Raw genomic sequence first — 13558 nt, forward strand, 5'->3', positions numbered from 1 at the left:
CGGCGCCAAATCGCACAAGGTGGCTAATCGATCTCGCGGCCGGCTTTTTCCGTTGCTGCCAACAAAGCAATGAGCGTGATGACGAGGGCTCCGGTCACGTAGGCTGGAATCGCATACGTGTCGGGATACTCTCTCAACAAGGTGGCGAAGATCAGCGGGGCAAAACCGCCACCGAGGACACCTGCGAAGGTGTAGGCGAGCGAGGACCCCGTGTATCGCACACGTGTTGGAAACTGCTCAGTGACGAAAGCACCTTGCGGACCAAACATCGCGGCTTGAAACACCATGCCGACTGAAACTGCGGCAATGATGATGGCTGGTGATTTTGTATCGAACAAGCCGAACAGGAGGAAGCTGCCGATGATAGATGCCAGAGCACCGAGCCCATAGACAGTGCGTCGACCAATCCGGTCAGAGAGCGCCGCAAGCAGGGGAACGGATATGGCATGCACGCCGGCGCCGATCAGAACAGCGGTCAGGGCCAATGTGCGGCTCAAACCCAGCTTCTGAGTGACATACGTCAAGGTGAATACGGCAAGCAGTCCATACACCACGTCCGAACCGATTCGAACGCTACCGGCCACTAACAGGTTGCGCCAATGGTCCCTCAGGACCTCGGCAACCGGCGCCTTGGTCGTCGCATGGCCGGCCTGCAGCTGATGGAAGTGGGGTGTTTCCTCAACGCTCCAGCGGATCCAGAATCCGAAGAACACCAGCACGGTGCTGGCCAGAAACGGAAGGCGCCAGCCCCAGGACAGGAAATCGGCCTCATTCAGCAGCGTCGTCGTGACGGCGATGGCCCCTGCGGCGAGAAGAGTACCGGCAGAGGGGCCGACTTGCGTCCACGACGCATTGAGCCCGCGATTTTGTGGCTTGCCATGCTCCACGGAAAGAAGGATGGCGCCAGCCCACTCGCCACCGAGCGCGATGCCCTGAATGGTCCTGAGACTAACGAGCAGCAGGGGCGCGGCGATTCCGATGCTCCCGTACGTAGGCAGCAAGCCCATCGCCAGGGTAGAAATGCCCATCAAAGCGAGCGTATAGACGAGGACGGCACGACGCCCGACCTTATCTCCGAGGCGACCGAAGATAATTCCGCCGATGGGACGCGAGATGTAACCTACGGCATAAGTCGAAAACGCAAGAATTGTACCGACAATCGGATCAAATGACGGGAAAAAGAGCTTATTGAAGATCAGAGCTGCCATGGAATTGTAGATTACGAACTCGTACCATTCCAGCGAGGTACCCACCATGCTGGCGAGTGCAAGCCGCGTCATCTTTCCTGCCGTGCTTGGGCCGACAGTGTCGAGCTGCGGCGTCAATGTCGTCTCTGCGCTTGTCGTCATCCCTATCTCCTGCGCGTTATCATTTGATCTGCCCGTCGTTGGCGCCCCGGCAAGCGTCACGACGTTTGATTGGTGATTGTGCTCTATGGGCTAGTGGATTGCCTCTGATAGACAGCGTGGTGCCTATTGCGGGTATGCGGCCTCACTTCGCTTGCCCATCTGCCCGCCTCGACTGCCTTTGCCCATTCGGCGCTCTTCAAGACGTCCGGATGGTCAATCTCATAAATGGCCGTATAGATCGGCTTGGGCGCCGGCATATCCTTGATGCCGTTGGCAATGGCGAACGCGAAGGGAACTCCTTTGACGCGCGTAACGCTGTGAACCCCTGGCACTTTCAGGAGATGCGGGACATGTTCCCCATCGTACACCTCGTTGAAGAGATCTTCGTGCGCAGGATCGACGTCCATTGAAGCAATCAGGACAAAGCGGGATTGGATCGGCATCAAGCGCTCCGTTGCTACTTGTGAGGAGGAGTGTATTCAAAGCCGTAGTCACGTTTCGCCGCCTCCGGCGTTACGTAACCGTCCAGCACGTCGTTGAGGATCGCCTCCCGGTCCCGACGTTTAACGTCACCGAATCCGCCGCCGCCGGGTAGCGAGAGCGTTAAAACCGTATCTGGCGGCAACATGCGGCTCAGCTTGGGGCGGACCTCCTCGCCATTCGAACTGGCGATCGAACCGGTCGCGCCGGATTTGCCATCGTACAAACCTGGTGCTGGATAGTGACATCGATCGTACATGCCTGAGAAGAGATAGGGCTTCTCGGTCAGAACCTCGACTTCCATTGTCTGGCCCAAGCCACCACGATGTTCGCCGGCTCCGCCGGAGTCAGGTCGAAGCGCTCTTTGCCGTACGACCAGAGGCGTCAAAGCTTCGATGATTTCCACGGGCACACCGGCGACACCGCTTGGATAGGAGGTGGCCGAGAGGCCATCGAGTCCCTTGAGGGCGCCAGTTCCGCCGGTAGAGAACCAAGTGTACGAGAAGAACTGATTGTCGCGCTTATCGAAGCCGCTGATATGCGTATTCCAGAGACTGTCGGCGCCGGGTGCCATCACCTTATCCGGCAGGATACCTGACAACGCGCCCATGATGGCTGAAGGGAGGAAGTGACCGACCGTATGACGGCCAGCGACGGCAGCAGGATGCTGAGCGTTGAGGATTGACCCGACGGCGGCGATCGTGCGTATCGGCGTGAACGAACCGGCGTTATTGGGCACGTCTGGCGCAATTGCGCACTTCACGCCATAGGTGGTGTAAGCAACGGTATAATTGAAACCGACGTTGATACCGAGATCAACCGTTGAGGAAGACCCTTCATAGTCGACGATGACCTCATCGTCCTTGATAGTGACCTTGGCCTGAATCTCGATCGGCTTGTCGAACCCGTCAATGGTGATCTTGAACGGATGCGATCCGTTGGGCAGAGCCGTAATGGCGGCTCTCATCGCCCTTTCGGTGCGCGCGACGATGGCGTCTGCCACCCCTTCGATATCCGCAAGATCGAACTCTTCGAGGAAAGACTTGAGCTGCTTTGCTCCGACTTCGTTCGCGGTGATCTGTGCATGAATATCGCCAATCACTTCATCGGGGGTCCGCACGTTGGCCGCGATCAGCCGATAAACGGCTTCGACGGGTTCTCCTTTCGAATGCAACTTCATGATCGGGATGAAGAGACCCTCCTCATAGACGGAGCGGGCATCACACGACAGCCCCCTGCCGCCGATATCGAGCGCGTGACAGCAGTTTGCAAAAAGCGCAACGACTCGCCCATTGTGGAATACGGGCGTTGCAATCGTGATGTCGTGAAGCTGAGAGACCGTAATCCAAGGATCATTCGTGATGATGACGTCCCCGGGCTGGAGCGTATCCAGCGGAAACGTCTTCAAGATGTGTTCCATTCCTGTCGCCATGGAATTGATGTGCCCCGGCGAGCCCGTGACCGATTGGGCCACCATCCGGCCGCGGCGATCGAACACGCACGCAGAAAGGTCTTCGGCGTCCCGGACGATGGACGTAAAGGACGAACGCATCAGGGCCGCGGCCTGCTCGTTCACGGCGGCAATGAGCCGCCCCCACATGATATCGAGCGTAATGGGGTCCAGTTCCTTGGCGCTCATCGGGCCACCTCGAGATCGACAATGAGATTACGGTTCTGATCGACGCTAATTTCGCCGGGTCCGTTGATAACAACGGTCGATTCACGTTCTTCGATGATGGCTGGCCCCTGCAGGCGATCACCGGCTCCAAGGCGATAACGGTCGTAGACCGGCACGTCGATGAGTCCTGCGTCAGGGACGTAGATCTTTCTGGAGCCCTTGAGTGGACCGTCGGACTTCGACGTATTGACCGGTAGCTTGAAGTCAGGCTTGGGCCCCGATGCGACCACTCGCCATGACATCACGTCGATTGGCGTGTTGGGTACGGTATGTCCGTAGAGTTCGGTGTAGACCCGCTCGAACGAAGCGGTGATTTCCGCGATGCTGTCTGGCCCAAGTTTACCGGAGGGAATCGGCACACGGATGTCAAAGCCTTGCTTGCGGTAGCGCATATCGGCCCAGCGACGGAACGAGACCTCTCGATCACCCATTGAATGAGCAAGACGGCTTCGCCCCTCCTCCTCCATTTCTTTGAGAGACCGATTGACTGCGCCCCAATCCAGTTGTTCCAGCCGTGCCGGGCTTGATCGCACAAAGTCAAATGCCAGTGGCGCGGTGAGGAAGCCGACGGCCGACATGACGCCCGCACCGAACGGATAGATGATCTTCGGCAACTTCAGGACGCGCGCGACGCCGTAGGCGTGAACCGGCCCCGCGCCACCAAACGCAAACATCGGAAACTGGGAAATGGTGCGCCCCCGCTCGATGGCGTGGATGCGTGCAGCAGAAGCCATTGCTTCGTTTGCCAGTTGATGGATTCCCCAGGCTGCGGCTATCGTGTCGAGATCAAGCGAGGCCCCGACTTGTTCGTTAATGGCACGTTCTGCGGCGGTCTTGTCGAGCTTCATATCTCCGCCGAGGAAGAAGCCTGCATTGAGGTAACCGAGCAGCAGATCGGCATCAGTGACCGTTGGTCGTTCCCCGCCCGCCCCGTAGCAGGCAGGTCCTGGCACGGATCCGGCGCTATGCGGCCCGACCTTGAGGCGGCCGAGTGCATCGATCTGCGCGATCGAACCGCCGCCCGTGCCGATCTCGATCATTTCGATGACGGGCACCTTGACTGGGAGACCGCTGCCTTTCTTGAACTGATATTGCCGATCGACCTCGAATTCCGGGGCCAGCAGAGGCTCGCCATCGACGATGAGGCAGGCCTTGGCGGTGGTGCCGCCCATGTCAAAAGAGAGCACGTCTGAAAGTCCGAGTGACTTGGCATAATGTGCCGCAGCCAACGCGCCGGCCGCAGGTCCCGACTCAACAAGACGGATCGGCGCTTCGATGGCTTGGCTGGCGGTGAGCAGACCGCCATTCGATTGCATCACATAAAGACCGGCTGCATCGCTGAGCTCGTCGCGCGTACGCGCTTCGAGCCGCGTCAGATATTTCTCGGCGATGCTCTTGACATAGACATTGCAGAGCGCCGTCGTCGAACGCTCGAATTCCCTGATTTCCGGGGAGATGTCGCTGGAGAGAGTTATCGCAACGCCGGGGAGCTTTTCCCGTAGGATGCGGCCAACGATGCGCTCGTGATCCGGACAAACGTAGGCGTTGATGAGACTGACGGCAACCGCTTCGATGCCTATTCTGCGCATCTCCTCGGCGATGCGCGCGACGTCGTCTTCGTTGGGGGCCTGGCGGATTGTTCCATCCGACAGAATTCGCTCGGCAATCTCAAACCGGTGACGCCGCCGGGCAATCGGGGCGGGACGACGCAGCCGAAGGTCGTACATGTCGTAGCGGTGCTCGCGCGCAATTTCGACGGCATCGCGGAATCCGCGGGTCGTGACGAGAGCGGTCAGCGCCCCCTTTCTCTCGATCAGCGCGTTGGTGAAAAGCGTCGTCCCATGCACAACATGCGAAACTTGGCCTGCATCACCGTTGATGACCTGCTTAATTCCATTGATTACGCCATTGTCAGGCTGATCTGGAGTTGTCAGGACCTTACCGAGCCGAAATAAACCGGTCTCATCGTCGACCAGGACGATATCTGTGAAAGTTCCCCCAATATCGGCGCCTAAACGCATCCGCTCCTCCAAATTCAGGATTTGGTAGGATTAGCGACTATGGGGTGACAGCCGAATTACCGTTTGGGCAATCCAGCTTTAAGGGAGCATTAGTCCTCCGCCCGCGGCTGCCTGCTGCGGCGGCGGCGTGCCCGACGCCCCCTTCTTGATCATCGTGTGAGAAGAGTTCCTCCCGTTCCGTGCCCATCTAAGCAGCCTCTTCTCCAGAGTCTTGATGCGTACGGTGACAAGCCTGGGAGGGCCAATCTGTCACGCGACAAAGTCAGCAAGGCCGTATTTCGCGAGAGATCCGGAGACGATGGCGAAGCCTGGATCTCTGCGACTGATTCACGGACGCGAGCGTCTGTGCCGGGAGAAGCGTACGCGGCCTGCCTTTCGTTTCCAGCAAATCGGAAGGAGCGGCGGGAGCTCGTCTCGTTTGTGGAGTTCGGGAAAGACCGATTGCTGGAGAAGGGGTTCGCAACGCGCAGCGTAGTCGCGCTCGAGCGCTTCCGTCAGCCGTTGTCCAGTGGATCAGACCGACCGGTCGGTGCCTGCGCAGGGCTGGGACCAGCAACAACATTAGTGCTTCGCACCTCCTTGACAACGCGCGTGACGATCTCGGAGGTCAACTCACGCTTCATCTCGCATCAGCTCCGCTATCCTTGCCGTAGTCATCGACGCCGAGTTGCCTTGCCCGGCACGGTCGTGTTGGTTGTCCTTGCAGATGCGCGAAAAATGATCCGCGCAGATTTCCTCGAATTTGTCCCAGCTCGGCGGCGGACGAAGCTGTTCGTTGTTGGCTCCAGACATGTTTCTGGATTCCGACCCGCCTGGTTAGTCGTGACTGGCGGCACCCTCGGTGCTGGTCCCAAATGGCTGCCCCTGACGAGTCAAAGAGCTTCCCAAATAGATTATCATAGGAACTTTCACAACTAATAGCTGCATATTTTGGTTACATATCCCGTTGATATATTTACGGCACTAGAAAATGGAATAAGTGCTCTTGAGAGCAAATTATCGCACATAAAGCGCTCTTAAAAGCAAAATATGGCAAACTGCAGGAAATTGCTGTATGCTCTTAAGAGCATAATAATCTGCTTAATGGCCTTCAAGAGCATGGTAGCAACCAACAAACTTCAAAAGGCGCCCCCTTACCCGGTGTCACGGACGCTCACGCAATTGGGAGCGGATCTGCGTACTGCACGCATCCGCCGCAACATGACCATGCAGGACGCAGCCAGCAGAATTGGAACGGGCGTGCGCGCTGTTATGGACGCCGAAAAGGGCAAAGCATCGACGGGTATCGTGGTGTATGCCGGGCTGCTGTGGCTCTACGATATGCTCCAGCCCCTCGAAGAACTCGCTGACCCCTCAAAGGACAGGGAAGGGATTGCTCTGCAAGCGACGCGGGAACGCAAGCGGGCGCGCAAGTCCGGAGGGCTCGACAATGACTTCTAAAGCAACACCGAATGCTTCGTCTACATCACGCTGCCGTGTCAGACCGAACCGATAACCGCCGGCCCGATTCTAGCTCGCTAAGGATCGCCGTGGCAATGCATTGGCTCGCTTCGTCTACGGCAAGTTGTACCTCTCAAACGGAGATGCGGTCGCGATTGATCCTATCGAGCTTGAATTATCGGATGAGACTTACGAAACAGGCCGACTGAATGGCGGTCTTTGGCGCGTTACGCGATGCAAGCTCGGACTATTGGGGTCGCCGCGTCATCGAGAAGCATGCCGGGGTTCCCCAGCTTGGCGAACTCGACTATCTGCTGAATTCAGCCGACGACGGCGTAGGGGCGCTTGGTTTGGACTTGGTCAACAACCTCCGGCACCACGTCGCAAATTCAACAAGACGCTCGAACTTGCAAAGCTTCAGGAAATCGCCGAAGCCTTGATGCTCTAGGAAGATGTAAAACCGAGGAAGGCGCCCAGGTTCGAGACTGGATGCTGCTCGGCACCTCCATGGGCGGAGCCCGTCCGAAAGCTGTCGTCGAAGATGACCACGGATTCTGGATCGCAAAGTTCAATCGTCCGGACGACCGCTGGAACAACACTCGCGTCGAACGCGCGATGCTCGAGTTGGCCAAGGTTTGCAGCGAAGGACGTTCTTCTCGTCAAGCGCTTTGATCGCACGTAGACGGGCAAGGGATATTTGCGTTCGCGGATGATCAGCGGGCTAACCGGTTTGCGAGCTGATGAAGCCGTCGAGATGCGCGATCGCTGGTCCTATGTGTTGATGGCGGAAGAGATGCGCCGGGTCACGGAGGAGCCGGGAAAGGATGCGAAAGAACTTTTTCGACGCATGACGTTCAATGCACTGATTTCCAACGTCGACGATCAGCCGGCCGCGTGCATCACTACGGACGCGACCGACTTCGTTCAAGGAGTGCAATGAGCTCGGCCATTATGGCTTGCCTTTCTTGGCTTTCGCCACAATGGCATCCAGATCGACGGCGGACTTCGGGGCGGCGTGGCCCGAGGAGAGATTGCTGTCTGCATCGAGCTTGATGCCGAGAGCATCAAGGACGCGAAGGATGAGCCCGAGTTCTGCGCGCTGGTGGCCATGCTCGACTTCGATGATCCATTGGCGACTGACACCAACCTGTTTAGCTAGCGTCGACTGATCGAGCTTGAGGCGCTTGCGCCGGTCGCGGATGACGGCGCCAAGATCGGCTGCGGTACGTGTGAGCATGGAACATCCAAATGTCAGCGATCGCTTACATTACCGTGTCGCCGTTCGCTGACAATCGGAAATGTCAGCGTTTGACAACATTTTAGAATGTCGCCGATCGACGACATCTGCGCCGGGATGTCCAATCATTTGAGACGCCGACAGCGGCTTAGTTTGGCATTGACCAAGCAAGCGGCGACCCCGCTCGACCGCAGCTGGGTTTTTTCCGCTTTTGGTTTTCCGACCGTTGCCAGGGACCTCGCCCGTTGAGAATCGACTTGGGGAGTTAAGTTGGGTTATGTGAACGTTTCGGTTGATCCATTGGTCACTTATGTCCTCTTCGGCCCTTTTTTGGATAGTTTCTTCGGAACCATTCGAACCGTGTTGACATTGTGTACACGAATGCAATATAACGCTTCATAAGAAGTGAGGAGTAACCGCAATGGAAGCAGCACTACAGCGCCCTGCGGCGCGAGTAAGGTCGCGCCGCGTCCGGAGCGAAACCAATATCCACATTCGCGCTACCGCACAGGTAAAGCACTTGATCGATACCGCTGCAGTGGCGGTGGGCAAGACGCTTAGCGAATTCATGCTGGATAGTGCGCGGCAACATGCCATCGATGTGCTTTTGGACCAAAGGTTATTTGTCCTTGATCCAGAGAAGCACGATGCCTTCTTGAATGCACTTGATAACCCGCCTCCGGCCGGGACCAAGTTGAAGGCACTGATGAAGCGTAAGCCGCTTTGGCAGAAGTAATCGAACATCCGAGGAAGCGTGCGGGCATAACCTCCCCCACGCTTCTCAAGCCGACGCATGACTTTAGCCGCTTTGATTGCGGTAATGAAGCCCTGACCGATTGGTTGAAGAATCGCGCCCTCGACAGCGAGGGCAAGACTGCTCGCACCTATGTTGTTTGCGAGGGCAATTCGGTCGTAGGCTACTACTGCATCGCCTCTGGAAGTGTTGAGAGGGCTGCAATTCCCAAGCCGCCCATAAAAAGGCACGGACTCCCAAATCCCGTACCTGTAGCCATTATAGGCCGCTTGGCGCGAGATCTTACCTACAAGGGCAAGGGGCTCGGCCAAGACCTGCTTCAACATGCCCTCCACCAAATCGTTCACGCATCTGAAACGATCGGTATTCGCGCCATCCTGGTACACGCGATCGATGAGAAGGCTGCCGCTTTTTGGAAAGAAGCGGAATTCATAGAAAGTCCGATTGGGTCCCGAACATTTTTCCTCCCTATCGAAACTGCCATCGACGCACTCTAATGGCGTCACAATCCAACTGCCCCAGTACCGAATGGCCGAGCCGCTCCTGGACCACCTTAGGCGCCGCAATTCAAGCCCGCCATCAACCTTGCGGTTTATATATCAGCTCGCAAAGAAGTGCCGAAAGAGAGTGAAGCCCGGATATTTTGCGGCGTCCATGGCCTTCTCGTTGGAGCCTTACCTAACTTGGTGATACCGGCGGCGATTTGCACCGGTCACAGGGCCCCGTTTGACCATGTAATCGCGGGTGACGATCTCGACGTCCTTCACCGGACTGGAAACACCGATCCGAGATCGGGCTTGGGACATTGCAGCCTCCATTCACGCAACGCATTGAATGCGATCGGCGGCAATGGGACGAACGCTCCTCCGAGCCTGATTTCGGGCGGCCGAGCTGATTGTATTCGTCGGCGCGCTCATGAACATGAAACTTACGCTTGGTGAAATCGACATTGACCCCTGCCTGCCCCACAATTCCGACGCGGAAAGGCCAGTGAAGATCACGGTCTGGGAAATTGAGCCTTGGCTGGAGTTGCTGCCGTTCACGGCGGCCGGAATCCGTGCGACGGTTTGGCGAAGGTCAACCTCAGACGCCCCATCTCAAACGCGCAGAAACAGTTAGGCCGACAAAGGGATCACGCCTTCATTGCGAAGTCGCCAGCGCTTAACACCCATGATGGCCTTTGGCTCCGGTACCATTGCCTCGTTTCGAGTGTTGCGCACCGGCCTTTACGAGCAGTGGACACTATCGAGCTATGTGGGCACGCGCTTCTGGCTGTCGGCGATTTGGCTACGTCTTTGCCTTGCGGCGGACGCTGGCGCGATGCCGGATCTCGACGAAACCATTCGGCTCCTTTTTGGAAACGATCTGGCGTAGGATTTCCAGAAGCATGTCGATCACCTCGGATGCCACTCGCGTTGGCGGACGATCGGCAAGGTAAATGAGGTCCAGATCGCTTCTGATTTCGGGGGTGACAATGGGGCTGGCGCTCAAGACGCCAGTCTCGAGCTCGTATTTGACAGCGCCGAAGGGGAGGACAGCGGGAGCAAGGCCCTGTCGCACGAGGTCTTTCAGAAGGGTAACGGAATCGATCTCCAGCACCGTGGATACGGAGAGATTGAGGCCAGCGGCGCCCGCATCCAGCAAACTTCGGATCGGATTTTGAGCCGACGGAAGCAGCAGAGCATGTTCAAGGAGGCTCGCAAGGCCGACCGGATCGCCAGCGAACATCCCTGGTGGCCCGATGGCGAACAGCCGCTCGACGGCAAGGCACTCACTGACGAGGCGCGGGCTATCTGGCTGAAGGCCGTTGACTAATGCGACATCGATCGAGCCGGTCAGCACCCAGTTTTGCAAATAAGCGCTATATCCCTCAAGTAAGCGCGGACGAACGCGAGGCAGACGTTCGCGACAGGCCCTGATGAGCTCCGCTCCCGCCATGGCGATAACCGACGGCGTGGCTCCGATAATCACGTCGCCGGTCAGGTGTTTTCCTTCGGCCATGACCTCCTGACGAACAAGCTCCACGTCGCGCAGGATTTGGGATGCGCTTCGGTGCAGCATGAGGCCTGCTTCCGTCATCTGCATGCCTCTCCCGTCTCGGTCGAACAGCGGCGTTCGCAGTTCGTCTTCGAGAGCACTGATTGACCGGCTGATGGCAGGGCCTGCTACGCCGAGGTGAGCCGAAGCGCGGGCGATGCTCTTCAGATCCGCGACGAAAACGAAGTACCGAAGCTGTCGTAGGTCCATGGCTTATGAACGGGCGAATTGATACATAGCAAATGCCGTTCGGCTTGTGCGGACGGGACCGCGACAGCTCTGCAACCAACCGTCAAACCGAGCTTGCCGCATGAATTTTTGGCCCTCACATGTTAGCCACTCAGCTTATGCGAGCCTGGCAGAGCGCACCAGTAGACGTTGGTTTCTTCCTCGCCCATTCGCCAGCTAGCTTGGGCAAACGCATCGCAAGGGCGGCGGCTGCCGAGCTCTCCGGCATCGTAGGTATGAATGGGTCTGCGGGGCCTGAACGGCGATCTGCGAAAAGGACCGCGAGAACGTGCTTCGTTGAGCCGCAATCCGCAGGACCCCTTTCCGACCTTGACGCCTGGTGAGCAAGGATGGCAAGGCGCGTGCGGCGGCAACTCTTTCGACCGCGGCTCGTTCTCGCCCAGTGCAAGTTGGATATTCGGCAATGTCAGTCCGAGCGTCTCAAGCCTGAGGAGACTAAATCGCAGCTAGGCAGCAGGATAATCAACTAGTATTGTATGATACCAATTACCGAATTAGTACAAGGAATTACTGCGTGAAGGTTTCCAAAGTCCAGCGCGTACCGGCCAAGGCCGCACCGCTCCGGCAACAGGTCGCAAGCAATCTGCGCACCGCCATCATTGATGGCCGCTTTCAACCAGGCGAGCGGTTGAAGGAAGGCGAGCTGTGTGCATGGACCGGCGTCAGTAGGACTGCCGTCCGTGAAGCCCTGCGGCAACTGGAGGCCGAGGGCATCGTCGACAACATCCCCAATCAAGGACCCGTGGTGGCGCGGGTATCCCCCGACGAGGCGCGGCAACACTATGAAGTCAGGGGTATGCTGGAAGGGCTGACGGCAAGGACCGCCGCCGAGCGGATCTCTGAGCGCGAAATCAAGGACTTGCACCGGCTCAAACGAGATTTGGACCGCGCCTTCAAATCAGGTAGCGTTGCTAAGGTGCTCGAATGCAAGAATCAGCTCGACGAATTCCTGATGAGCGTTTCGGCCAACAGCGTCGTCAAGGGCTTCGTGAGCGTCATTCGCGCACGTCTCAGCTATCTTCGTCCCATTGTTCTGTCGCAGCCCGAACGCCTGAAGGAAAACGCTGTCGAGGTCCATGCGATAATCGACGCGATCATCACACGGAAGCCGCAGGCGGCGTGGCAGGCTGCCGTCAATCACGTCAACATGGGCGCGAGAGCAACCCTCAAGGTGCTGGAGCAGCTGGAGGTGGCGGCGGAACACCAGGCCGCGCTGGACGCGGAAGCCGCGCTTCGGGCGAAACGTCCGCGGGGACGGCCGCGCCGTGACGCGGCACCAAATAATCCGGTCGGTAGGGTGACGATGTAAAAACCGGTCCGCGCGATGGTCTATCTGCTATCCACCCTCGGCCTGGAGACCGTTGTCTCGAACCACCTGCCCCCAAATATGCGCCTGCTCCGCGTAAAAGTTGCGCATGTAGTCCGGATCGCTCGCAGCGACCGTCAGCCCCATCGCGTTGATCCGTCCCGTCACGCTGGCGTCCTTCAGAACCGCGCGCATCTCTGTATTGAAACGCGCGATGATCTGTTTGGGCGTCTTCCCGGGCGCATACAGTCCCCACCAAGGCGTCGCGACGAGATCGGGAAACCCGCTTTCGGCGAGCGTCGGTACGTCGGGAAGGGTCGGGTGGCGTGTTGCGCCGGTCTGAGCGAGAGGGCGCAGCAACTTGGCGTCGATCTGGCTGTTGAGCACCGTGGTCGCTGCGATGATCAGGTCAATATGTCCCGCAATCGCGTCGTTCACCGCGGGGGCTGCTCCCTTATAGGCAACGTGGCTCCACTGCGCGCCGGAGCGTTTGGCAAGCAGCAGCATCGTGAGATGGCCAAGACTCGCCGTTCCAGCCGACGCAAATGCGAAGCCGCCCTGCTTGGCTTTCGACGCAGCGATCAACTCAGCCAAAGTCTGGTAAGGGCGTGACGGCTGACAGGCAATGATGTTCGGCGCCGTACCGACCAGCATGACCGGATCCAGATCTGTCTCGGAATTATATGGCAGGCTCGGCTGCGTCACCGGGTTGGTCGCGTGAGTATCGAATACGAACAGCCACGTGCGGCCATCTGGCGGTGACTTCGCCACTGCCGCCGCGCCGATGCTGCCCGCTGCGCCCGGACGGTTTTCGATGATGATCGTCGTTCCCAGTCTCTGCTGCAAACCCGGCTGAACCAGACGGGCGATAGCGTCCAGCGTTCCGCCGGCAGGAAACGGGATGATGAACTTCATCTGACCCGCAGGCCAGTCCTCTGCCCTGGCAACAAAGGGGGTGGCGAGTGCGCCGGCGAGCACGGCACGTCGTGTCAGTTGTCCCATGTGTT

General features: G+C 58.3%; 15 protein-coding genes and 1 pseudogene. 7 read left to right on the top strand and 9 right to left on the bottom strand.

Features of this window, described 5'->3' with window-relative positions:
- Nucleotides 1–23: 23 nt before the first annotated feature.
- From XH90_RS34410 to XH90_RS34430, 5 genes are all read right to left on the bottom strand, one after another.
- Nucleotides 24–1280: an MFS transporter gene (locus tag XH90_RS34410; RefSeq protein WP_245477392.1), complete on the bottom strand. Its 1257-nt coding sequence runs from the start codon at nt 1278–1280 to the stop codon at nt 24–26.
- Nucleotides 1281–1432: 152 nt separating this feature from the next.
- On the bottom strand, nt 1433–1792 hold the full coding sequence (locus XH90_RS34415) for a DUF4286 family protein (protein ID WP_128930091.1): 360 nt from the start codon (nt 1790–1792) through the stop codon (nt 1433–1435).
- A gap of 14 nt (nt 1793–1806) precedes the next feature.
- The gene (locus XH90_RS34420) at nt 1807–3468 is read right to left on the bottom strand and encodes a hydantoinase B/oxoprolinase family protein (RefSeq protein ID WP_128955152.1); all 1662 of its coding nucleotides are present in this window, start codon (nt 3466–3468) and stop codon (nt 1807–1809) included.
- Nucleotides 3465–5528: a hydantoinase/oxoprolinase family protein gene (locus XH90_RS34425; RefSeq protein WP_128930089.1), complete on the bottom strand. Its 2064-nt coding sequence runs from the start codon at nt 5526–5528 to the stop codon at nt 3465–3467. Before XH90_RS34425 ends, XH90_RS34420 begins: the two co-directional genes overlap by 4 nt.
- A 612-nt stretch (nt 5529–6140) precedes the next feature.
- Nucleotides 6141–6320 (bottom strand): hypothetical protein, encoded by a 180-nt coding sequence (locus tag XH90_RS34430; RefSeq protein WP_128930088.1) that lies wholly within the window; start codon nt 6318–6320, stop codon nt 6141–6143.
- Between the two features lie 291 nt (nt 6321–6611).
- On the opposite strand from XH90_RS34430, the gene XH90_RS34435 reads away from it, so the two are divergent.
- The 4 genes from XH90_RS34435 to XH90_RS34450 all read left to right on the top strand — a co-directional run bounded on the left by XH90_RS34435 (nt 6612) and on the right by XH90_RS34450 (nt 7908).
- Nucleotides 6612–6968, top strand: a complete 357-nt coding sequence (locus XH90_RS34435) for an XRE family transcriptional regulator (protein ID WP_232995558.1) — start codon at nt 6612–6614, stop codon at nt 6966–6968.
- Nucleotides 6969–7177: 209 nt separating this feature from the next.
- Nucleotides 7178–7408, top strand: a complete 231-nt coding sequence (locus tag XH90_RS34440) for a hypothetical protein (protein ID WP_188637395.1) — start codon at nt 7178–7180, stop codon at nt 7406–7408.
- A 49-nt stretch (nt 7409–7457) separates the two neighbouring features.
- Nucleotides 7458–7640 (top strand): hypothetical protein, encoded by a 183-nt coding sequence (locus tag XH90_RS34445; protein WP_188637394.1) that lies wholly within the window; start codon nt 7458–7460, stop codon nt 7638–7640.
- A 37-nt stretch (nt 7641–7677) separates the two neighbouring features.
- Nucleotides 7678–7908 carry a hypothetical protein gene (locus XH90_RS34450; RefSeq protein WP_188637393.1) on the top strand — a complete coding sequence of 77 codons (231 nt, stop codon included), beginning with the start codon at nt 7678–7680 and terminating at the stop codon, nt 7906–7908.
- A 9-nt stretch (nt 7909–7917) separates the two neighbouring features.
- On the opposite strand, the gene XH90_RS34455 is transcribed toward XH90_RS34450, so the two are convergent.
- Nucleotides 7918–8205: a type II toxin-antitoxin system Y4mF family antitoxin gene (locus XH90_RS34455; protein WP_128930087.1), complete on the bottom strand. Its 288-nt coding sequence runs from the start codon at nt 8203–8205 to the stop codon at nt 7918–7920.
- A 421-nt stretch (nt 8206–8626) separates the two neighbouring features.
- Between XH90_RS34455 and XH90_RS34460 the strand changes: the two genes are divergently transcribed.
- Nucleotides 8627–8941 (top strand): DUF1778 domain-containing protein, encoded by a 315-nt coding sequence (locus XH90_RS34460; protein ID WP_128930086.1) that lies wholly within the window; start codon nt 8627–8629, stop codon nt 8939–8941.
- Nucleotides 8929–9456, top strand: coding sequence for a GNAT family N-acetyltransferase (locus XH90_RS34465; protein WP_128930085.1), 528 nt, complete (start codon nt 8929–8931; stop codon nt 9454–9456). Before XH90_RS34460 ends, XH90_RS34465 begins: the two co-directional genes overlap by 13 nt.
- Before the next feature lie 790 nt (nt 9457–10246).
- Here the strand turns inward: XH90_RS34465 and XH90_RS34470 are convergent.
- Nucleotides 10247–11044, bottom strand: coding sequence for a LysR substrate-binding domain-containing protein (locus XH90_RS34470; protein ID WP_232995557.1), 798 nt, complete (start codon nt 11042–11044; stop codon nt 10247–10249).
- A gap of 39 nt (nt 11045–11083) precedes the next feature.
- A pseudogene (locus XH90_RS39910) lies at nt 11084–11206 on the bottom strand (LysR family transcriptional regulator); the annotation flags it as partial.
- A 553-nt stretch (nt 11207–11759) separates the two neighbouring features.
- Between XH90_RS39910 and XH90_RS34475 the strand changes: the two are divergent.
- Entirely contained in the window at nt 11760–12554 is a 795-nt protein-coding gene (locus XH90_RS34475; RefSeq protein WP_128930083.1) for a GntR family transcriptional regulator, read from the top strand.
- A gap of 27 nt (nt 12555–12581) precedes the next feature.
- Here XH90_RS34475 and XH90_RS34480 read toward each other — a convergent pair whose 3' ends face one another.
- Nucleotides 12582–13553 (bottom strand): tripartite tricarboxylate transporter substrate binding protein, encoded by a 972-nt coding sequence (locus tag XH90_RS34480; RefSeq protein ID WP_164933595.1) that lies wholly within the window; start codon nt 13551–13553, stop codon nt 12582–12584.
- Nucleotides 13554–13558: the final 5 nt, after the last annotated feature.

Source organism: Bradyrhizobium sp. CCBAU 53338 (assembly GCF_015291665.1).
GTDB lineage: Bacteria > Pseudomonadota > Alphaproteobacteria > Rhizobiales > Xanthobacteraceae > Bradyrhizobium.

Bases quoted from the DNA above. Each gene is read 5' to 3' on its own strand.
- XH90_RS34415 (WP_128930091.1), bottom strand. From the start codon at position 1,792: ATGCCGATCCAATCCCGCTTTGTCCTGATTGCTTCAATGGACGTCGAT.
- XH90_RS34460 (WP_128930086.1), top strand. From the start codon at position 8,627: ATGGAAGCAGCACTACAGCGCCCTGCGGCGCGAGTAAGGTCGCGCCGC.
- XH90_RS34435 (WP_232995558.1), top strand. From the start codon at position 6,612: ATGGCCTTCAAGAGCATGGTAGCAACCAACAAACTTCAAAAGGCGCCC.
- XH90_RS34430 (WP_128930088.1), bottom strand. From the start codon at position 6,320: ATGTCTGGAGCCAACAACGAACAGCTTCGTCCGCCGCCGAGCTGGGAC.
- XH90_RS34410 (WP_245477392.1), bottom strand. From the start codon at position 1,280: ATGACGCGGCTTGCACTCGCCAGCATGGTGGGTACCTCGCTGGAATGG.
- XH90_RS34440 (WP_188637395.1), top strand. From the start codon at position 7,178: ATGGCGGTCTTTGGCGCGTTACGCGATGCAAGCTCGGACTATTGGGGT.
- XH90_RS34420 (WP_128955152.1), bottom strand. From the start codon at position 3,468: ATGAGCGCCAAGGAACTGGACCCCATTACGCTCGATATCATGTGGGGG.
- XH90_RS34480 (WP_164933595.1), bottom strand. From the start codon at position 13,553: ATGGGACAACTGACACGACGTGCCGTGCTCGCCGGCGCACTCGCCACC.
- XH90_RS34470 (WP_232995557.1), bottom strand. From the start codon at position 11,044: ATGCAGATGACGGAAGCAGGCCTCATGCTGCACCGAAGCGCATCCCAA.
- XH90_RS34455 (WP_128930087.1), bottom strand. From the start codon at position 8,205: ATGCTCACACGTACCGCAGCCGATCTTGGCGCCGTCATCCGCGACCGG.
- XH90_RS34425 (WP_128930089.1), bottom strand. From the start codon at position 5,528: ATGCGTTTAGGCGCCGATATTGGGGGAACTTTCACAGATATCGTCCTG.
- XH90_RS34445 (WP_188637394.1), top strand. From the start codon at position 7,458: ATGCTGCTCGGCACCTCCATGGGCGGAGCCCGTCCGAAAGCTGTCGTC.
- XH90_RS34450 (WP_188637393.1), top strand. From the start codon at position 7,678: ATGATCAGCGGGCTAACCGGTTTGCGAGCTGATGAAGCCGTCGAGATG.